Raw genomic sequence first — 20,418 nt, 5'->3', positions numbered from 1 at the left:
TGAGCGGAGTTGATGTCTTTCTGAAACAATACGTTATCCTTTTGCAAAAACAATTAACTTAGCTATTATGAAACAGCCCCTTCGTTTTAATTCTATTACAGATTTTCATACTTTCTGTAATCTTCCCAAGCCTGAGCATCCTCTGATCAGCCTGATAGATTATAGTAGAGTACATTATATCGTAGAAGATGAAGAGTTGAAATGGATTCAGAATTTTTATTCGATCGGTTTGAAGAAGAATGTGAATCCGAAATTCAATTATGGTCAGCAACAATATGATTTTGATTCAGGAGTATTGTGCTTTGTTTCGCCACAGCAGTTTTTAAGTCTGGAAATAAGAAAGGATGTCCAAGTAGAACCGACAGGATTTTTATTGCTGATTCACCCTGATTTTCTTTGGAACACGTCATTAACAAAAAAAATAAAATCTTACGATTTCTTCAGCTACCAGGTAAAAGAAGCTCTCTTTCTTTCAGATAAAGAAGAAAAAATTATTGTTGAAATTCTTAAAAATATTGAACGTGAATATCAGTCGAACACTGATAAATTTACACAAGAGCTGATTATTGCACAGATTGAGTTATTGTTGATTTATTCTGACCGTTTTTATGAACGTCAGTTTTTTACCCGAAAAAAATCAAGCCATGAATTGCTCTATAAATTTGAAGATATTCTCTCCAGATATTTTGAGGGCGGAAACCTTATAGAAAATGGAATTCCCTCTGTGAAATGTATAGCCGACCAGATGAATATTTCACCCAATTACCTTGGAACCCTACTTCGTCTTCATACACAGCAAAACACACAACAGCATATTCAAAATAAATTAATTGATTCTGCGAAAGAACGTTTAAGCACTACCCGTTTATCCGTGAGTGAAATTGCTTACGAACTCGGTTTTGAACATCCGCAGTCTTTCAGTAAGCTATTTAAACAAAAAACAAATCAGTCACCGGGAGAATTTAGAAAGCTATTCAATTAAAATACGTGGTTATAAAATAGTCATGTTAATTTTATTCTATTTTACCATAAAGAAGTTTATTATTTTTGCTCAAATACTTCTTACCATGAAACCCATTCTATTATTGATCCTTATTTTCACTTTTCATCTACACCAGGGACAAAACAAAAATATAATCAATCCCGAAAAAATTGAGAATCCTATTCAGAAAAAATATTCCGGAAAAATTGTTTTTCTTAACAAAAATATAGCCCTTGAAAATCTGAAAGACTCAGATATTCTTACTTCTTCTATATTCCAGGAAAATGGCGATCTGGGTATTCATGCCTATTTTGATAATTCTCTGGTTAATTATCTTCATCAAATTGAACCTGCCTTGACTATTGATGAACTCCTTAAAAACGGAAATTATCAATTCTCATTTCTGGTCGACGGAAGGCTTATTTATACAGAAAATCTCAATCCAGGTGCTGGAACTCCAGAAAATAAAAAAATGAAAACCACTGTAAGAATTCCTCTTATCAGCAGTAAGAATGAAGATTCATGGGGAAGATACTTATGGATGCGTTTTTATAGACAGAATAACGGAATTGATGCATTAACAAGTGGGAATCATATTTTAAAAATTGAAATCCGTCCTTACCTGAAAGGAGTTACAGTAAAGACAGGGTCTATTATTGCTCAAGGAGAATTAAATCTCAATGTTCCACAAAAAAATATTTCAGAGCAGCAGACAGCTGTTCAACCTATTCAGCCTAACCAAGAATGGAAAATATCTAAGGAAAAACTGGATACTAACACAATCAGAAATCTGAATCAAAAAATTGCAGAAGAAAGATTCAAAAGTATTACCAGCATTGTCGTTATTAAAAATGAGAAGCTCCTTCTGGAAGAATATTTTAATGGATCGGGAAGAGATTCTTTACAGGATACACGTTCGGTTGGAAAAACATTTGCTTCTACATTGATGGGAATCGCTATCCAAGAGGGTTTTCTTAAAAACGAAGATCAGCATCTGAAAGAATTTTATGATTTAAAATCATTTGAAAATTATTCATCCCGAAAAGATAGTGTTACCATAAAAAGCCTATTAACAATGAGTTCAGGTTTTGATGGGAATGATCAGGATTCTGAGTCTCCAGGGAACGAAGAAAATATGTATCCTACTGATAATTGGGTGAAATTTACCTTGAATTTACCTATGACTGAAAACAAAATCGGAAAAAACTGGAATTATTTCACAGCAGGAGTTGTCGTAGCAGGTGATATTTTAGATAAATCGCTTCCCAAAGGATTGAAAGAATATGCTGATAAAAAATTATTTCAGCCTCTTGGAATCAAAAACTACAAATGGCAACTTACTCCTCAACAAAAGCCTTCTTTAGCAGGTGGCCTACGAATGAGAACATTAGATTTTGCAAAATTCGGGCAATTGTATAAAAATAAAGGGATCTGGAATGGAAAAATGATCTTAAATACAGAGTGGATAAAGAAATCTTTCACGAACTATTTCACAGATAACAAAGATTTTGAAGGCTATGGGTATTTGTTCTGGAGAAAAATATATACAATGGGAAACAAAAATCTGGAAGCTTATCAGTGTAGTGGGAATGGTGGAAACAAGATCATTGTATTTGTAGATATCCCGGTTGTGATGGTTATTACAGCGACAGCATATAATAAGCCTTACGCTCATTCACAAGTTGACAAAATCGTAGAAGAATATCTTTTACCAGCCTTAATGACGGGTAATGAAAATTTCAAATAATAATGAAAGGAAAATGATAATGAGACAGAACGATGGTTGATAGCAACAACAATTATTCGTCTTTCTTAGAAGGAACTAGAAAAACATCAATAAGACCTTCAGGAAGTACCATTTTGATGGTTCTTTCCTCTCTATCAACTTCAAGAATCCAGTCTTTGATCATAGGAATAACCACTTCTTTTCCATCCAGATTGGTGATGAAATATACCTGTGCTGTCTGATCATTTACAGATCTGATTACGCCACAGTTGTTGTCATTTTCATCTAAAATTTCAAATCCGATGATTTCGTGGTAATAGAATTGTTTTCCAGAAAGCTTAGGCAATGAAGTCAAAGGAAGGTAAACACTTTTACCTAAAACCTGATCTACCATTGCTTCAGAAGAGTTTTTGAATGCAAGATTCAGAGCATCTAGTTTGCTCCAGGATGATTTTTCAATAAAAAATGGAACCAATAATCCGTTGATTTCAACGAATATTGATTCCAATTTATTGTAAAGCTCAGGCTGATCGGTATCCAATTTTAGAATAACGTTGCCCGCAAGTCCGTGTCTGCGTGTTATTTTCCCCAACAAATAGCAATCTTCTTTACGCATAACCGGAAATGTTCTTAAGCTTCAGTGTTTTCTTCAGTTTCAGCAGCAGCTTCTCCTTCTGTAGCCACTTCTTCAGCAGGTGCGTTTGCAGCTTCTTCAGCAGCTTTAGCATCAGCTTCAGCTTGTGCAACAGCAGCAACTCTAGCTTCATTTACTTTTACTTCAGCTTCTAAAGCAGCTTTTTTAGCATCAGATTTAGCAGTAGCTAAACCATCAACTTTACCTTGTACTTTAGATTCTTTAGCTTCTAACCAAGCATTAAATCTTTTTTCAGCCTCAGCTTGATCAAAAGCACCTTTAGCAACACCACCTTGTAAGTGTTTTTTGTAAAGAGCACCTTTGTAAGATAAAATAGCTCTAGCAGTATCAGTAGGCTGAGCACCGTTGTTTAACCACTGTACAGCAGAATCAACGTTCAACTCGATAGTTGCTGGGTTAGTAATTGGGTTGTAAGTTCCTAGTTTTTCGATGAATCTACCATCTCTTCTAGCTCTAGAATCTGCAACCACGATGTGGAAAAAAGGTTTTCCTTTTTTACCGTGTCTTTGTAATCTGATTTTTACTGACATAATGTTTGAATTTTACGGGAACTCGTCCCAGTTAAATATTTAAGAGTGCAAAGATATATAAAAAATTCAATCTAACAATCTAAAATATAAGATTTATAGCTTTTTTTATTTGTTTCCATCAAAAGCTTCTTCCTTACCATTCAAATAAAGGGTATAGGTATTGGTTTCTTCATCCAGAACAATCTTATCATACTTAATAGGAAGTACTATTTTACCTTCGACATTTATGATTCCAAACTTTTGATTGAGTTCTGCAATAAAATATTTTGCTGTTTTATAGCGTAGCAGATATCCATAATCACTTCTCTGTTTATAAAAACGCCCAATAGTGTCCATTGAATCATATATGAAAGGTGTAATTTCTCTTCCATCTTTTATCAGCCCCCATTTCCGGTCAATGGAGGTCATAATGACATTATTATAAATATTGGAATAAGAATATTTATCTGGAAGAGATGCTCCGTTTTTGAAATAAAAGAATTTCTTTCCTGACTCATCACTTAAAACCAACGTAAAGCCATTGTTCACAACAAGGTTGTTTTTTGTCTTTAAAACAAATTTGTATTGATTATTGGTATCAAGAACATAAATAGACTTCTCTCCTTTATCTACTGCTACTATAGCATCTGATATAAAGTTTACCTCATCTACTGCGGTAGGCAAAATAAACCTATCCAAATAAAAAACATTCATCTTACCAGATTTAGTAAGACTATAAAGGTCTTTATCACGCTCCCAAATTTGGTCATATTCTGCTTTTAGCAATATACCTTCCCTATTTCTAATACCCAGTTTATTTCCTTCTGAAAATTTGTAGGTATTGAAATCAGGCACTGATATAGGGATCTGAGCAGAGACAGAGTTAAAAATCATAACCCCAAACAAGGCTATAAATAGTTTTTTAGTCATAAAATGCAGTTAATCTAATTCTCCCATGTAGAAAAGCCCCAGACATTTTTGATTTTCTTCAATGGTAAGAGATTCTTTCAGCTCATCAACAATCTTAGGGGAACTCCAGTAGCAACCTATATTATTGGCTGTGCAGCTTAGGTACATATTCTGAACGGCCATAGAAGTGGCAGCAATTTCTTCCCATTCAGGAACCATTCCACTGAAATTCACTACAATAGAAACCACTACATTGGCTTTATTGATTTTAAACCCTATGTCATTATATTTTTTTTCAAGGAATAACTGTTCAGGTTGAGTAGCTTTATAGATGGCCTGCATTTCTGAAGCCAATTTTGCCTTCTCTTCTCCTTTGAATATTTTGAAACGCCAAGGTTTGGTACGCTTATGATTGGGAGCTAAAGTCGCCGAATGTAAGATCTCATCAATAACTTCCTGAGAAATTTCTGCGTCAGTATAATCCTTTGGAAAAATACTTCGTCTTTGCTCTATAATTTCTTTTAAAACTTCTGCTTTATTCATAGAACAAAAATACAACATGTAGGTTAAAATGTGAGAGGTAGGATAAAAATTTTAATGTAAATTCTGGTTGGAGAAATAAATAAAGGTGGATAGGCAATGGTCAATTTGCTATGCTTTCAATTTTGCAGACAATCCTAATTCACTATTCACTTGCGAAGCAAAATTCACGATTGACAATAAAATTACAGTACTTCTACAATTTTCTGATGAATTTTGTTGAGTGTAAATTCATCTCCGGCTTTCATTCCCATCATTTTTTTGGCCATAGGACTTTCAGGAGAGATGGCATAAAACCTGTCTCCTTCAAAGAAAAATTCGCCTAATGAAACTGAAATATAAAAACGAGCCTTATTAGTAATCACCAAAGAACCTATTTGAACCCGGTCTGTTGCGGTATTCAGGACTTTCCCCATGTTCCGTTTAAGATCATTTAAAGCACCTAGCTGTCGCTGCATCTGATAAATTTCTTCCTGCATTTCTTCCCGCATACTATCATATTTGGGTGTTTTTTTGATATCACGGCTAGCCTCCAGAGTAAATTCAATGAAGTTTTTAAGTTTCTCAATTTTTTCTGCTATGGTGTTTTTTACAAAGTCTCTGATATCACTTTTTTCAAATACAAGCTTCTCCATACAATCGTTTCTTTATATAAAGATAATATTTTTAAAATAATTTATACTTTTGAAATTATAAAAACTAAAATAGAATCATGTTTAAAAATCCTTTTGCTTTGAAGGAAGAATTTCCAATAAAGAATATGCACTCACTTTATTGATTGATTTCGGAATTACAACAACACTTAAACTTTGTAAGGGAATAGTTCCTCCTTTATTATTACTAACCATTTCAATCTTTGTACTTATTCCAGGGCTGCTTTTCCTGTTGGCACAGGGAACCCAAAGGTGTCACGATATGGGAGAAAGTGGTTGGTATCAGCTAATCCCTTTTTATGGCTTTCTGATGCTTATTAACGAAGGAGATACAGGAAAAAACAAATACGGAGAAGCTCCTATTCAATAAGAAGCCTTGTAAATATTTACAAGGCTTCTTATTTATTTTTCCGATAATTTCTTCAGATCATTCAGTCCCTGGCCGAACATCTTGTCCATATTGCTGTTCATCATAGGCCTCATTATTTTCATCATAGCATTCAGTTCATTATCTATCATCCAGGTTACTTTTGTTCCATTCCCTTCCGAAGCCAATACAATATTACTTTTTGCAGTTCCCTCAAAAGGTTTTATGAAATGAAGCTGGGTAACCAGTTTTTCATTGGGGCTAATTGCTGTGATGGATTGCTCTCCTTCACTATCATCACCTTTCCAGTGATAAGAATCTCCTATTTGATCCCCTGTTCCCGAATAAGTAACTGAGAAATTCTTGATTTCTTTAGAAAAAGGATCCCATGTATTATATGCCTTTAAAGAATTTGTATGCAGCCATACTTTTTCTTTGGGAGCATTAATGACAATAGATTTTTCATAATGATAATCTTTACTAAAGGTCAACATGGCAACTACTGCATATACGATAACCAGCAGAAGAATAGCGCCGATCAATTTTAAGAGTGTTTTCATAGTCTATATATTTAAGGTTATTTACTTCAAAATGAGTCTCTCATCTGTTTTCAAAATTAAATATTCTGACATCATCCCCTCTTTGCATAGGACAAGATTATTTAAAGATAAGGCATTTTTGTCATACCTTGGCTTTCAGGCATTATTTTTGAGCATTTCAGCTAGGATTCTCCGATGAATCCTTACATTTACGTTTAACTAAAAATCGAAAAATGAATATTTTAACCGAAAAATTTAACACTCCATATCACTCAGCACCTTTCAGTGACCTTAACAATGAAGATTATCTTCCTGCTTTTAAGGAATTAATTCAAAAATCCGAAGAAGAGATCAATGCTATTGTTAACAATCCTGAAGCACCTACTTTTGAAAATGTCATTGAGGCATTAGCCTACTCCGGTGAACAATTGGATGTGGTTTCTAATATCTTTTTCAATTTAAATTCAGCCGAAACCAGTGATGAGATTCAACAGATCGCTCAGGAAGTTTCTCCTATTTTAACGGAATATTCTTCTAAAATATCTCAAAATGAAGCCCTTTTCAATAAAATCAAAAAGGTGTATGATGAAAAGGAAAAATATAACCTAAACGAGGAGCAGAAAATGCTTTTAAATGAAACTTATAAAGGTTTTGTAAGAAGTGGTGCTCTTTTGAATGAGGAAGACAAGGAAAAATTAAAGAAGATCAGCATGGATCTTTCTATAAAATCCCTACAGTTCGGACAAAATGTATTGGCTTCTACAAATGTTTATTTCAAACATATTACAGATAAAGAACAATTAGCAGGAATCCCGGAAGCGATTGTTGATCAATTTGCGGAGGAAGCTAAAGAAAGGAGCCTTGAAGGATGGGTAGTTACTTTGCAATATCCAAGCTATATCCCATTCATGACTTATGCTGAAAACCGCGAGCTGAGAAAAGAACTGGCATTGGCTAATGGTAAAAAATCCTTTGATGGTGGAGAGTATGACAATCAAAACCTCATCAAAGAGCTTCTTCAATTAAAGCAACAGAAAGCTGAGCTTTTAGGATATAAAGACTATGCTGATTTCGTATTGGAAGAAAGAATGGCAAAATCTCCTGTAAAAGTTTTTGACTTTTTAAATGAACTTTTAACAAAGGCTAAGCCTTATGCTGATAAAGAAATTGAGGAATTGAAATCTCTGGCAAAGGCTGATGGAATTGAAGATATGCAAAGCTATGATCACGCTTTTTATGCGGAAAAACTTCGTAAAGAGAAATATGATCTTAATGATGAAGAATTGAAACCTTATTTCCCACTAAACCAAGTTCAGGATGCTGTTTTTGGATTAGCTGGTAAGCTGTTCGGATTAACTTTTGAGGAAAGAAATGATATTCCGAAATACCACGACGATGTAAAAGTGTATGAAGTAAAAGAAAACGGAAATTATAAATCTCTTCTTTATGTAGATTATTTTCCAAGAAAAGGGAAAAGAGCCGGTGCATGGATGACCAGCTATAAAAATCAGTATAAGCAGAACGGAGAAAATTCACGTCCGCATATTTCTATTGTTTGTAACTTCAGCAAGCCAACAAAAGACACACCTAGCTTACTGACATTCCAGGAAGTAACGACTTTATTCCACGAATTTGGACATGCACTTCATGGAATGATGGCAGATACTCAGTATCCTACTCTATCCGGAACTTCTGTAAAATGGGATTTTGTGGAACTTCCGTCTCAGTTTTTAGAAAACTTCTGTTATGAGCCTGAATTCCTGAAAACTTTTGCAAAACATTATAAAACCGGAGAAGTTCTTCCTGACGAAAAAATTGAGAAGATTGAGCAATCTAAAAACTTCATGGAAGGATATCAGACTTTAAGACAAATAGGTTTTGGATTACTGGATATGAACTATCACACCAAAGTTGCCGAGCTGGAGAATGAAAGTGTAAAAGAGTTTGAAGATCAATACACCAAAGCTACAGCCCTTTATCCAACCAATCCTGAAACAGCGATGAGCCCAAGTTTCTCACACATTTTCCAGGGTGGATATTCTGCAGGATATTATTCTTACAAATGGGCAGAGGTATTGGATGCTGATGCCTTCCAGTATTTCAAAGAGAACGGAATCTTCAATCCGGAAATTGCAGCCCAATATAAAGTACTTCTTTCTTCAGGAGGAACAAAAGATCCCATGGAACTGTATAAAGCCTTTAGAGGAAGCGAGCCTAAAGTAGAGAGCTTATTAAAAAGAGCTTTTGGATAAGAAAACATTCAAATATACTTCAAAAAGAAATGAGTAACATACCGCAAAGACTAGAAAACGTAAAAAAACTCCAAGCAAAAAGGTGGGAAAATGATGACCATTGGGATACTTTAAATGATCTTCTGATTAAAGAATTAGATGAAATTTTGCTTATTGAACCTGAAAACACTTCTGCGCTCATCAACATTGGTGCAGTGTATTCTGATATGGGAGAAAATGAAACCGCTTTGAAATATTTAAAAACGGCTTTACAATTAGGCTCTGAGGACAAAAATCTTTTTGTAAATCTGGCCATTGTGATGGTTTATATGGAAAAACATCAGTCAGAATATTTAGAATATCTTGAAGAAGCTGAAGGAAAGGTTGAAAATCCGCTTACTTTTAAAGCCTATTTTGACCCTCAAGCTCATTAAAAATTTGGTGATGATATCTTTTAGATGATGATAGAAAAATTAAATAAATTAGAAGCAGCTTTTACTCATGCATTAAAAGCTGCTCTTCACAATATTGATTCGGAAAAGATTGATAAAATACTTGACAACAGAGATTATTCAACATTTTCTGATGCTTGGATGGAAGCTTATAAGGCCGTTGATGGAAAAGAAATTGACGAAGATACAGAAGATGCCATCACCCTTTTCCGAAAGGAAATTTTTATCTCTATTTTTAAAACTACTGGATCATCTGAACTACCAGCCTATATTTCGGATGACTTTGGATTGATATCTTCTTATTATATTCACGATATTGAAAACAGTTGGGTAACCCATTTGCTGTTTACTTATCTTAATCATCAGATTCCTCAGGGTGAGCTGATGAAAACTGATAAGGCTATGAAGGATTTAATCTCATAAGCAGAACAATCAAAAGTATTGAGGAATTATTCTAATTTTCAAAAAATAAAAGCAAATGAACACCATTGAACAGCTTTACCAAACCTTAGATCAGCGCCGCCGTCCCGAAGATGTTGCGGAAATGATCGTTGAGTTAATGAGAAGTCATTTAGCTATTCATGAACTTGCCACTTTGAGTAAAGCAGCTAACCGTTCTTTAAAGAATAGTATCTATGGTTATACCTCAATGCTTGAAACTTTTGGAAAAGCGGTGGGTGCAGAAAAACAGATCAAAAAAGCTATTGAGATCTTTAAGATTGATGAAAAAGAAAACTCAGGATATCATAGCGTGGAAGCAATTGAAAAATTCTTACATGAAGTCTCCCCATTGATCCATAAAGAAGTCGGGGAAAATAATTTCAAAAGTGATCGGCTTAATAAAGATCTGAGAAAACTAGCTGGATTAGACATCTCTAAACGAAATTATAACAAAAAATGGCGGCTTTTGAAACGAATTGAAATTCGTCTTCAGAAATTCATACACGAATCTAAGAAGATTGAACTGCAGAAAATAGCGAAACACGGGCTTTCCCATACCATCAGTTTTGAAGACTTCAGCAAAGATCTGAATACAGCCTGTTTTATTGCCTATTTCAATGCAAGAAGCAACCTCAGAAGTACGTTTACCAATCAAAGTCAGGAAAGACCATTTGATGAAATTTGTGAAATGCTGTTCAACAGATGTATGAAAGATTCCAATAATACCCATTGGGAAGCGATTTCTTACCTCTATTCTGATGCTCAAGTTTTACAACATCTTAATGATGAACAAAAGGGAAAACTTCTGGGAAAATGGACGGCTATTCTCAATGAAATTTCAGATTATCTTGAAGAACTTTGGAATGAAAATGACATTTACAGAAAAACAATGGCTGTAAAGAAAGGCAATGATTCCACCACCTGGAACAATACTGCCGGAGCCTGGAATAAAGCAAGAGATAACTGGATGAATCTGATCTATGCATTAGGCCTGGAATGTATACTTGATGATATCTGTTTCGGAAAAGTGATGCGCCTAATGGCTGCTGATGTGATTGCATGGCATTTATCTAGCGGAGGAAAAATAGATCCCAACACAGAAGTTTGGAATATAGTACCTTTGCCTTGGGAAGTTTTTCAGGAAAGAGCTTTCTGTAATAAGGAAATGATCGTCAAAGCCTGTCAAGAAGCTGGGATTGATCCTGAAAAATCAGGTTGGATTGCTCCACGCATTCATGGTGTAAGTGAATTTAAGCCTACTCCGGAATTGGTACATGGCGTAACCGTTTCCAATCCTTTTCTGGCTAAAGTCTTAAGACAAAACAAATATTTTTCAGGGAAGCTCTGAAAACAAAGATAAAAAGGATAGGTTAGTTCAGTGGTAGAACATCTGGCTCTTTAACCGGATTGACTCAGGTTCGAGCCCTGCACCTATCCTAATTTCTGATATAGCTCAGTGGCAGAGTACCCGGCTCTTCATCCGGGAGGACACAGGTTCGAGCCCTGTTATCAGACCAAAAAATAATCTATGAAAGACTTACATCTACTCTATTGCCTTCCGTTTCTATTCTTTTTAAATTGTAAAGAAGAAAAAAAAGATTCCTTGTCAGAAACTCAATCGCCGGAAGTTAATCAGGTAGAAAAAACAGACTCTTTGGTTGTTACAAAAATTGATTCTGCTCAGGCTCCCAAAGCATTGAAGTATAAAGGAAATTTTAAAGATGGATTCCGATGGAAGGATAAAACCGGAGAATATGCTGTTATTACTTCCGAAACGGGAGTGTATATCAATGAAAATTTTCCCCACGAAAATGATGGTAGTGATGCCGAAATTTTTGCCCAGTGTTATTCTTTGGAAAATAATCAGCTGGTATGGAAAGTCAATGATTACGTCAAAGATTGTATGGTAGATATAGATGCTGAATTCAAGAAAAATACTTTAAAGGTAACAGATCTTGATAAAAACGGTACCGCTGAAGTTTGGATGATGTATAAAATGGCCTGCAAAGGAGATATAAGTCCTTCAGATTTAAAAATCATCATGTATGAAGGAAAACAAAAATTTGCCATGCGTGGACAAACAAAAATCCGAACAGGAATTGAGAGCCATGGTAAACCAATATTTGAAGGCGGCTCTTATACCTTTGATAAAGCCTTTCAACATGGCTCAAAAGTTTTCAGAGACTATGCTGAAACATTGTGGAATAAGAATATGGAAGATTAATTGAGATTGATTTTTTTCCTTTACGCTAAAAATCAATACATTTGACAAATAAAACTACATAATAACCTTAAAAAAATTTAAATCATGTTTTTAGCGATTGTACTTCCCTTTCTATCTTTTATCGTTAGAGGAAAAGTTCTTACCGGAATCATTTGTTTTTTCTTACAAATCACGCTGATTGGCTGGCTTCCTGCAGCTATTTGGGCTGTAATGTCATTAAATAATGACAGAGCCAATCAACGAAACGAAGAATTGATTCGTGCCGTACGCGAAAGTCAAAAGTAAAATTAAATAGTATCATTATAATCAAGATCCTTTATTCCGTAAAGGATCTTTTTGTTTTTTTAGATTCCGGATAAGAGTTTTTACTTTCCAACATTTTATTCACTAATAATTGTAATTTTATCATTCATTATCTACAATTTTAAAACAAATAGCAAATATTCTCTGCCATGAAAGAAAATAAATATGATAATCCATCTTTTTTTGACCAGTATGAGAAAATGCTTCGTTCCCAATTGGGACTGGAAGGCGCTGGAGAGTGGCATGTCCTGAAAAATATGTTACCCGATTTTAAAGGAAAGAATGTACTTGACCTTGGCTGTGGATTCGGATGGCACTGTCGGTATGCCATAGAAAATGGAGCACAATCCGCTATTGGCATCGATCTTTCTGAGAAAATGCTTACTAAAGCCAAAGAGATCAATAATCTTGAAGGTATCGTATATGAGAGAAAAGCTTTGGAAGATGTTGACTATCCATCAGAGCAATTTGATATTATTGTAAGCTCACTTACTTTACATTATATAGAATCATTTGAAACTATTGTTCAAAATATTTATCGATGGCTGACTTCGGGCGGGCATTTTGTATTCTCAGTGGAGCATCCTGTCTTTACAGCGGAAGGGAGTCAGGATTGGGTTTATGATAAAGACGGAGAAAAAAGTTACTGGCCTGTAGATCAATATTTCATTGAAGGAAAGAGAAATACTACATTTTTAGGAGAAAACGTTATTAAATACCACAGAACCTTAACCTCCTATCTGAATACTTTACTGAAACATGGTTTTAAAATCAAAGAAATCATTGAACCAGAACCCGGCTCTGAAATGCTGAAAGAAATTCCGGAAATGAAACATGAACTCAGAAGACCTATGATGTTACTGATCTCTGCAGAAAAATAAAACATCTATGTATCTAGCTATAAAACAAAAATATAAGCTAAACATTTTTTAGTATATTGCATAACATAGTAATTATAATAATTTATATCTTTGTATTACAAATTACATAATATGATTACTAAAAAAACAATAGCCTTACTGATAACTCTGCTGATCTGCAGCTCTATTGGCGCGCAACTCCGTACAGAAAAATATGAAAAGAAAATAGACAGCCTCATTCTTACCGAATTTGGAAATCAGGATGAGCCGGGTGGAGTTTTTATGATCGTCCAAAAAGGAAAGAGTCTTTACCGGAAAGCTTTCGGAAAAGCCAATCTGGAACTCAGTGTAAACATGACACCTGACAATGTTTTCCAAATCGGTTCTATGACCAAACAGTTTACCGCTGTAGCTATTCTGATGCTGGAACAGCAGGGAAAGCTTAAAGTAAATGATCCGGTCTCAAATATATTACAGACTACCCGAATGGTGCTCAAATTACCATTCATCATCTTCTTACCCATACTTCGGGAATCAAAGATTTCACCAAAATGAAAGCTTTATCTTCTATTGCTCAAAAAGAAATGGAGCCTAAAGCTATGGTCGATTTCTTCAAAAATGAACCTGTAGATTTTGCTCCCGGCGAAAAATTTGATTATAATAATTCAGGATATGTTGTTTTGGGATATATTATAGAACTCGTTTCGGGAGATACCTATGAAAATTTTATTAAAAAAAATATTTTCGACAAAGTTGGAATGACCCATTCCTATTATGCTTCAGACCGGAAGATCATCCCTCAAAGAGCCTATGGGTATCATAAAAAAGAACAGGGATTTGTGAATAAAACCATTATTAGTTTCAGTGTTCCTTTTTCTTCAGGCTCCCTGATGTCTACCGTTGATGATTTGTGGAAATGGCAGCAGGCATTGAATCAAAATATTTTATTAAATCCACAGGAAACGCAAAAAGTTTTTCAAAAATATAAACTTAACAATGGGCAAGAATTTACCTATGGTTATGGATGGCATCTGAAGGATATCAACGGAACCCCGGATCGTGAACATGGTGGCAGTGTATTTGGATTCAAAAGCATGGGAGTTTATATTCCCGAAACAGATATGTATGTAATTGGACTTAGCAACTGTGATTGCCATTCTCCCACCGAGATTACCCGAAATATTGCTAAAATAGTATTAAACGGAACAAAAACCTCATCAAAAAAAACACTAAATTTAAAGTAAACCGCATTAGGAAAAAATAATTCACCGCTTTGTTGAATGGACAGCTCGATAATTATCTTTTGCTTTTGGGAAGAACATGATCAGGTACTTTAAAAATAGCTGCCAAAACAATAATCAAGCATACAATATTAATCAGTACAGCTATTGTAAATGCGGTATGATAATGTTGTGCTAAAGGCTTTTCACCCAAAAAATAATAGAATACACTTCCTACCGCTACAATTCCAATGATCGCAGCAATCTGCTGAAAGGTATTATACACTCCGGAAGCATTTCCTATCAACTTTTCGGGCATTCCTGAAAGAGCAATATTGGCCAGTGAAGGAATCACCGAGCCCACTCCTGCTCCATGGAAAAACAGCAATATATACAACAGGTAAAATTCAGTATAACTATTGAACAAAAAAATCTGTAATATCAAAATAAGTACGATGAAACCAAGCCCTGCCAACAGGGCTCTTTTCCCATATCTCAGGATCAACTTTACCGAAAAAGCAGAAGCCAATATAAATCCTAAGCCTTGAAATACGATCACTTCACCTGCATTCAGAGGGCTCATCTTTAATCCATCCTGAAAAAATAAAGACAGAATATAGAAATAAGAATCCAGCATGATGAAAAAGAAAGCAACGGCGATAATTCCCAGATTGAAATTTTTATAATGAAATAATTCAAAATCAATAAGATATGATCTCTGATTTTTTATTTTAAACTGCTGATTTTTTATAAAATACATCAAAATACAGATTGAAATAACAGCCAATACTATATTCTGAACTGAAAAACCTTCTTTTTCAGAAGCGGTAAGCGCATATGTTATACTGAAAAGTCCTGTAGATAAAAGAAAAACGCCTCCGATATCAAAAGATTCTTTTGTACTCACTTTAGATTCTTCCAGTTTCCAAAAGCTGAAAAAAACAGCAATCAGGCATATAGGGATATTAATGAGGAAAATAAGCCGCCATGGTTCATCAAAGACTGTTAGTGATGAAAAATATCCACCCAGAAACTGCCCTGCAATAGTTCCGATCCCGATGGTAATTCCATACCAGCCCATTGCTTTAGTACGCTGTTCATGTTCTGGAAATAAAATCTGAATCATTGAAAGTACCTGCGGAGCCATCAATGCAGCACTTATTCCCTGCACCAGCCTTGAAATCATCAGCTGAATCGCTCCTTGTGAAATTCCACAAGCTATAGAACTGACCATAAAAAAGATCAATCCGAGAATAAAAATCTTTTTTCGACCGTATAAATCTCCCATTCTACCGCCTGTAATCAGAAAAGAAGCAAATCCTATAAGATAAGCTGCAATCATCAACTGCATTTCACCATTAGAAGCCTGAATATCACGCTGTATAGAAGGTATAGAGACATTGATGATAAAAATATCCATGATGGTCAATAACTGGCCAAAAAGTATAACAAATAATTTCAAATAGTTACGTTTCATAATTATATAGATATATCTATTTTTTAATTCATAAAAAAAATTAAGGAAGTAAACCCTCAATCATTTTTTTTATCTGGTCAAAAGAATCATTGTCCTTTGTAATAGTAGATGTTACTACTGCTCCTTCTATCAGTAAGAATATATTTTCGGTGATTACTTCAGAGTCTAATGGCTGATGTTCTTTTACGATGTTGTTGATAATCACCTTTTGTTTTTCCTTATGATTCTTTGCAAAAGCAGATACGGCTGCATTTCCGTCTCCGATTTCGGAAACGATTTTAATGAATGGACAACCTGCAAACTTAGATGACTTCTGTAATTTTTTGCGGTACTCAATGATGGCTGATATCTTTTCTTTCGGATCTGAAATATTGGCAATACTCTTCTCCAATCCCTCGAACCAATCTTGTTCTTCTTTAATTAAATAAGCATGAAGAAGGTCATTTTTAGATGCAAAATGATTATACAACGAACCAATCGCAATATCTGCTTCAGCAATGATCTGATTGATTCCGGTAGAATTATATCCTTGTTTATAAAATAATTCCGAAGCCACTCTAATAATCCTATCCCGTACTTTTTCTTTTTTCATCCTGAAAATTTTAACAAAGCTACATAAAAAATAGAGAAGTCACTCTATTTTTTATTATAAAGAAATTCTATCTGTTTCAACAAAATTCTATTCCTGACATTCTTTTAATTGTGAAAATAATACGATCTTTAAGCTAAAAGATCAGCATGTTTAAATTTTTCAGGAAGAAGAAAAAAATTAAGGTCAACCTCCATTCTGTAACCATTCCCAATCAGGGATGGGAGAAAGTATCCGAAGATCATGATGCCATCAGATGGGTAAATCCACAGCAGTCTGCCCTGATTGTCCTGCATTATTTTGACAAAGAACCTGATATTCCCACAGCCCAAGATCTTGACTATCTGAAAAAGTTCTACAGAAATATTGCCGCTTCCTCCAATGGCGGTAGTATTGAAACAGATATTATCCCTATCCACAATATTTCTTGTGTAAAGACCATTATCAAGGTTCCTCAACAGGAAACCGGAATGATCTATATTGCCTCCATCACCATTCCTTTTGAAAACTGCAGCTATGTTATAAAAATTCAGGCTAACGAGATTGGTATTACAGGAATGAGGGATGCAGTGATTCTCAACAACTTGATCGAAACCGGAGAAGTAACCCTCGAGGAAGAAACTATGAGCAATTGGTTTGAGGATCCTTATGATCCCGATTTTAAACAAGGAACTCTTATGAATAGATCCGAATTGGAAAGTACGACCATGAATTCCCGGAACATCCGCTTTCCATTGCCAGATCTCTTCTCAAATCAATAGCTGCAGAAATACTATTTAAGCCGGAAATAAAAGAACTTCCATCCTTTAAGAAATAAAATCACCTATGAATTCATCTAATCCCGTTGTCTATTTTGAAATCCCGGTTAATGATCTGAAACGTGCAGAAGAGTTTTATTCTGCGGTTTTCAATTTCAGTTTTGAAAAGGAAATAATCGATCAGTATGAAATGGCACTCTTCCCTTTTGAAGAAAAAAACAGTGGAATTACCGGAGCTTTGGCCAAAGGTGATGTATATAAGCCTACCCAAAACGGGGTTATCATTTATTTTAAAACGGAAAGTATTGATGCAACATTGGAGAAAGTTATTCAGCATGCAGGAAAAATTCTTTATCCCAAAAGAACAGATGAGAAATATGGTTTTGCAGTAGCAGAATTTGAAGACTCAGAGGGAAACAGGATTGCTTTGCATGAAACGATTGGGTAAGGAAGATGGAAGCTGGGTGATGGAAGTTATGAAGTACATACAGGCAAAGCTTCCCACTATTGAAGTATTGAGTATAACTTTTGAAATGCTATTTAGGATCAAAAAAAACTATATTACAATGTGGTACAAAACTTCCAGCCTAAAAACACATTCCATTCGGCGCATAATATTTTTCAATTTATGTTTCAGCATATTTTGTATCTTTAATTACCATTTCTATAAAAATATTTGGTAATTCGTTATGACAGAAGAACTTTATTTCATCAAAACCAATCCAAATATTGCCAAGATTAATTTGTACAATAAGCTTTGTCGTGAAGAAGAAAATTTTCTGAGCTTCCTTCAGCCTGATGGAAAAGCAAGCCTTGAAATTATCAAGGATAAAGTAAAAGATTCTGTAGAAGAACTTACCCGGGAAGAGCTTCTCAATATATTTTCATGGTTTAGTAAAGCTTACCCATCAGATCATGAGGAAATAAAGACACAATTATTCATTAATGGCATTGATCTTTTTTACGAAATACAATCCCCTTTGCATACGCAAAACTTCCTACAGATTCTCGCTAATTATGAGCAGCTATCCAAGGAAAATCTAAATTATATTGTGAATGCCCAGAATTTCACCCAATTTCTGATCTACGGAATTTTTCTTACTGAAATGATCAGTAAAGAACAAGGCAAAGAAAATATCCTTTCTGACTATCTTAAACCGGATTACCAATCTTTATATGCTTTGGCAGAGAATCATTCTGAGGTGAAAAATCTGGATGAGAAAAGCAATACGGATCTCCAGCGTTACTTCAACGATCTGTATGATCTTACTAAATTTTACAAAGGTTCTATCATTCAGTTGTAATTGATCTTTAAGCTTCTTTCAAAAGTTCAGGATGTTGCATCAGATAATCAAACGCTTCTTGTACAGCTTTTTCCGGACTCTTAGGATTAAAACCCAGTTCATTTCTGGCTTTCGAAATATCAAAATTCTGTTGTAATCCAGAGAACATTGAAATATCTTTTCTTGTCAATACAGGGGCTTTTCTGCTCAATTTTGCAGAGAACTCCATCATTGCTGCAATAGTGAAAAGAATTCCTTTGGGAACAGAATTGGGAACTTTCAATTTTAGGTCCGGATATAGCGTATTGGCCAAAATCGTTGTATCTGTAATGGTCATACATTTTTCATTAGCCAAAATATAACGTTCACCGGGACGTCCTTTTTGAGCGGCCAGATAACATCCTTCTGCTACATCTTTCACATCTACCCAATTCAGAGTAATTTTGGTATCAACAGGAATCTGTTTATTCAGAATAAGTTTCAATACTCCATAAGAAACATTTAAAGGCAAAAAAGTTTCACTGCCAATCATCGCTGATGGCATAATGGAGACAAGCTCTACTCCAAGTTTCGCTGCCAGTTCAAAGGCTAGTTTTTCGCCATCATTTTTGGAATTATAATACATATCTCTGCGATCCGGATTGTATCCGTTGCTTTCCTTTGTAGGCAGCCGGGTATAATCAAGCGCTGCGATAGAACTTACATAGATGATTCTTTTTACTCCCGCTTCTGCAGCGGCTTCAATAGTATTCTGGGTGCCTTTTATATTCACATCATAAATTTCTTTCTTTGGATCTTTAGCCCATAGCTTGAAAGAAGCTCCCACCGCATAAAATGTTTCTACTCCCTGAAGTGCTTTTACAAAGGATTCTTTATCAGTAATATCAGCCTGCACCACATCGCAATTCAAGCCCGCAAAAGGTTTTGTGTTGTGTATATTCCGAACTGTTGCCCGTACCGGAATGCCTTGTTTCAATAAAAATCTGACTAAATTATTTCCCAAATGTCCATTAGCTCCTGAAACGAGGCTTAGATTATTCTTTGTCATTGCATTCATTTTAATGCAGCAAAGTTCATCCTCTTACCTCCGGAACCACTTGACTTTTGTTAGTTAATTATTTTTCTTCTGATTCTGCTCAGACTTTCCGGTTTCATCCCTAAAAATGATGCGATGTATTGAATAGGAACATGTTGAATAATTTCAGGATAATCTTTTAAAAGCTTAAGATACCGCTGTTCTGCATTGAGAGCAGACAGTTCTCTGGAACGGTTTTCATTATAAGCAATGGAATGTTGAAATACGGAAATACTGAAATCCTTCATCGCTTGGCTCTCGTTTACCAGATGATCGAGATCTTTCTTTGTAATTCTTAAAAGTTCACAAGCTGTAATACATTCTACATGATGGTCTGAGATCGTTCCATTGCTAAAATGAAAATAAGAAGTAAAAAAACCGGGGGGACAATTGATATGAGTGGTCACCTCATTTCCATTTTCATCCAGATAAAATAATCTGAGATATCCTGAAACAATATAGTAAAGATAATTCGGAATCTTCCCAGCTTCTTCTATCACAGTGTTTTTTAGAAAAGAGACAGGCTCAAAATACTGCTGAATCATTTCAATCTCCTTTTGGGAAAAATTATGGTTGGAACGCATGTATTGTAAAAGCTTGTCGTGCATGGAAGTTTAATTAAAAT

The 20,418-nt window shown here is 34.9% G+C and carries 22 protein-coding genes, 2 tRNA genes and 2 pseudogenes; 16 read left to right on the top strand and 10 right to left on the bottom strand.

Features of this window, described 5'->3' with window-relative positions:
• Positions 1 to 67: 67 nt before the first annotated feature.
• Positions 68 to 982 (top strand): helix-turn-helix domain-containing protein, encoded by a 915-nt coding sequence (locus tag QWZ06_RS04785; protein WP_290296068.1) that lies wholly within the window; start codon positions 68 to 70, stop codon positions 980 to 982.
• A gap of 85 nt (positions 983 to 1,067) precedes the next feature.
• On the top strand, positions 1,068 to 2,729 hold the full coding sequence (locus QWZ06_RS04780) for a serine hydrolase domain-containing protein (RefSeq protein WP_290296066.1): 1,662 nt from the start codon (positions 1,068 to 1,070) through the stop codon (positions 2,727 to 2,729).
• A gap of 52 nt (positions 2,730 to 2,781) precedes the next feature.
• Here the strand turns inward: QWZ06_RS04780 and rimM are convergent, their stop codons facing one another.
• The 5 genes from rimM to QWZ06_RS04755 form a co-directional block, all read right to left on the bottom strand.
• On the bottom strand, positions 2,782 to 3,324 hold the full coding sequence (rimM, locus tag QWZ06_RS04775) for a ribosome maturation factor RimM (protein WP_290296065.1): 543 nt from the start codon (positions 3,322 to 3,324) through the stop codon (positions 2,782 to 2,784).
• Positions 3,325 to 3,338: 14 nt separating this feature from the next.
• Positions 3,339 to 3,893 carry a 30S ribosomal protein S16 gene (locus QWZ06_RS04770; protein WP_290296063.1) on the bottom strand — a complete coding sequence of 185 codons (555 nt, stop codon included), beginning with the start codon at positions 3,891 to 3,893 and terminating at the stop codon, positions 3,339 to 3,341.
• 105 nt (positions 3,894 to 3,998) lie between these two features.
• Entirely contained in the window at positions 3,999 to 4,802 is an 804-nt protein-coding gene (locus tag QWZ06_RS04765; protein ID WP_290296060.1) for a WG repeat-containing protein, read from the bottom strand.
• Between the two features lie 9 nt (positions 4,803 to 4,811).
• A complete protein-coding gene (locus QWZ06_RS04760) occupies positions 4,812 to 5,324 on the bottom strand; it encodes a nitroreductase family protein (protein WP_290296059.1) in 513 nt (170 codons plus the stop codon).
• A gap of 182 nt (positions 5,325 to 5,506) precedes the next feature.
• Complete coding sequence (locus tag QWZ06_RS04755) at positions 5,507 to 5,956, bottom strand: hypothetical protein (RefSeq protein ID WP_290296057.1); 450 nt, start codon at positions 5,954 to 5,956, stop codon at positions 5,507 to 5,509.
• A gap of 103 nt (positions 5,957 to 6,059) precedes the next feature.
• Between QWZ06_RS04755 and QWZ06_RS04750 the strand changes: the two are divergent.
• A pseudogene (locus QWZ06_RS04750) lies at positions 6,060 to 6,344 on the top strand (DUF805 domain-containing protein); the annotation flags it as partial.
• Positions 6,345 to 6,376: 32 nt separating this feature from the next.
• Here QWZ06_RS04750 and QWZ06_RS04745 read toward each other — a convergent pair.
• Positions 6,377 to 6,901, bottom strand: a complete 525-nt coding sequence (locus QWZ06_RS04745; RefSeq protein ID WP_290296055.1) for an SRPBCC family protein — start codon at positions 6,899 to 6,901, stop codon at positions 6,377 to 6,379.
• Between the two features lie 212 nt (positions 6,902 to 7,113).
• On the opposite strand from QWZ06_RS04745, the gene QWZ06_RS04740 reads away from it, so the two are divergent.
• From QWZ06_RS04740 to QWZ06_RS27715, 10 genes and pseudogenes are all read left to right on the top strand, one after another.
• Complete coding sequence (locus tag QWZ06_RS04740; protein WP_290296052.1) at positions 7,114 to 9,132, top strand: M3 family metallopeptidase; 2,019 nt, start codon at positions 7,114 to 7,116, stop codon at positions 9,130 to 9,132.
• Positions 9,133 to 9,161: 29 nt separating this feature from the next.
• Complete coding sequence (locus QWZ06_RS04735; protein WP_290296051.1) at positions 9,162 to 9,545, top strand: tetratricopeptide repeat protein; 384 nt, start codon at positions 9,162 to 9,164, stop codon at positions 9,543 to 9,545.
• Positions 9,546 to 9,569: 24 nt separating this feature from the next.
• Complete coding sequence (locus QWZ06_RS04730) at positions 9,570 to 9,986, top strand: immunity protein PIM1 family protein (RefSeq protein WP_290296050.1); 417 nt, start codon at positions 9,570 to 9,572, stop codon at positions 9,984 to 9,986.
• Positions 9,987 to 10,041: 55 nt separating this feature from the next.
• The gene (locus QWZ06_RS04725) at positions 10,042 to 11,352 is read left to right on the top strand and encodes a hypothetical protein (protein ID WP_290296048.1); all 1,311 of its coding nucleotides are present in this window, start codon (positions 10,042 to 10,044) and stop codon (positions 11,350 to 11,352) included.
• A gap of 15 nt (positions 11,353 to 11,367) precedes the next feature.
• Positions 11,368 to 11,442: transfer RNA gene (locus tag QWZ06_RS04720), tRNA-Lys, on the top strand.
• 4 nt (positions 11,443 to 11,446) lie between these two features.
• Positions 11,447 to 11,519, top strand: a tRNA-Lys gene (locus tag QWZ06_RS04715).
• Positions 11,520 to 11,532: 13 nt separating this feature from the next.
• The gene (locus tag QWZ06_RS04710; RefSeq protein WP_290296046.1) at positions 11,533 to 12,228 is read left to right on the top strand and encodes a M949_RS01915 family surface polysaccharide biosynthesis protein; all 696 of its coding nucleotides are present in this window, start codon (positions 11,533 to 11,535) and stop codon (positions 12,226 to 12,228) included.
• An 84-nt stretch (positions 12,229 to 12,312) separates the two neighbouring features.
• Positions 12,313 to 12,513: a YqaE/Pmp3 family membrane protein gene (locus QWZ06_RS04705; protein ID WP_290296045.1), complete on the top strand. Its 201-nt coding sequence runs from the start codon at positions 12,313 to 12,315 to the stop codon at positions 12,511 to 12,513.
• 167 nt (positions 12,514 to 12,680) lie between these two features.
• Entirely contained in the window at positions 12,681 to 13,412 is a 732-nt protein-coding gene (locus QWZ06_RS04700; protein WP_290296043.1) for a class I SAM-dependent methyltransferase, read from the top strand.
• A gap of 111 nt (positions 13,413 to 13,523) precedes the next feature.
• A pseudogene (locus QWZ06_RS27715) lies at positions 13,524 to 14,635 on the top strand (serine hydrolase domain-containing protein).
• Positions 14,636 to 14,687: 52 nt separating this feature from the next.
• Here QWZ06_RS27715 and QWZ06_RS04685 read toward each other — a convergent pair.
• Entirely contained in the window at positions 14,688 to 16,088 is a 1,401-nt protein-coding gene (locus QWZ06_RS04685; protein ID WP_290296039.1) for an MFS transporter, read from the bottom strand.
• A gap of 40 nt (positions 16,089 to 16,128) precedes the next feature.
• Positions 16,129 to 16,680: a TetR/AcrR family transcriptional regulator gene (locus QWZ06_RS04680; protein WP_290296037.1), complete on the bottom strand. Its 552-nt coding sequence runs from the start codon at positions 16,678 to 16,680 to the stop codon at positions 16,129 to 16,131.
• A gap of 146 nt (positions 16,681 to 16,826) precedes the next feature.
• Between QWZ06_RS04680 and QWZ06_RS04675 the strand changes: the two genes are divergently transcribed.
• From QWZ06_RS04675 to QWZ06_RS04665, 3 genes are all read left to right on the top strand, one after another.
• Positions 16,827 to 17,438: a hypothetical protein gene (locus QWZ06_RS04675; protein ID WP_290296034.1), complete on the top strand. Its 612-nt coding sequence runs from the start codon at positions 16,827 to 16,829 to the stop codon at positions 17,436 to 17,438.
• 64 nt (positions 17,439 to 17,502) lie between these two features.
• Positions 17,503 to 17,883, top strand: a complete 381-nt coding sequence (locus tag QWZ06_RS04670) for a VOC family protein (RefSeq protein WP_290296032.1) — start codon at positions 17,503 to 17,505, stop codon at positions 17,881 to 17,883.
• 241 nt (positions 17,884 to 18,124) lie between these two features.
• Positions 18,125 to 18,739: a hypothetical protein gene (locus QWZ06_RS04665; RefSeq protein WP_290296031.1), complete on the top strand. Its 615-nt coding sequence runs from the start codon at positions 18,125 to 18,127 to the stop codon at positions 18,737 to 18,739.
• Between the two features lie 7 nt (positions 18,740 to 18,746).
• Here the strand turns inward: QWZ06_RS04665 and QWZ06_RS04660 are convergent, their stop codons facing one another.
• Together QWZ06_RS04660 and QWZ06_RS04655 are read right to left on the bottom strand one after the other, a co-directional pair.
• Entirely contained in the window at positions 18,747 to 19,766 is a 1,020-nt protein-coding gene (locus QWZ06_RS04660; protein ID WP_290296030.1) for an NAD-dependent epimerase/dehydratase family protein, read from the bottom strand.
• Positions 19,767 to 19,825: 59 nt separating this feature from the next.
• The gene (locus QWZ06_RS04655) at positions 19,826 to 20,401 is read right to left on the bottom strand and encodes a Crp/Fnr family transcriptional regulator (RefSeq protein ID WP_290296028.1); all 576 of its coding nucleotides are present in this window, start codon (positions 20,399 to 20,401) and stop codon (positions 19,826 to 19,828) included.
• Between the last annotated feature and the right edge of the window lie 17 nt (positions 20,402 to 20,418).

It is taken from the genome of Chryseobacterium tructae (assembly GCF_030409875.1).
Classification (GTDB): Bacteria; Bacteroidota; Bacteroidia; order Flavobacteriales; family Weeksellaceae; genus Chryseobacterium; species Chryseobacterium tructae.
Note: the sequence above shows the minus strand (reverse complement) of the source record. Positions and strands in the feature narration are given on the sequence as shown.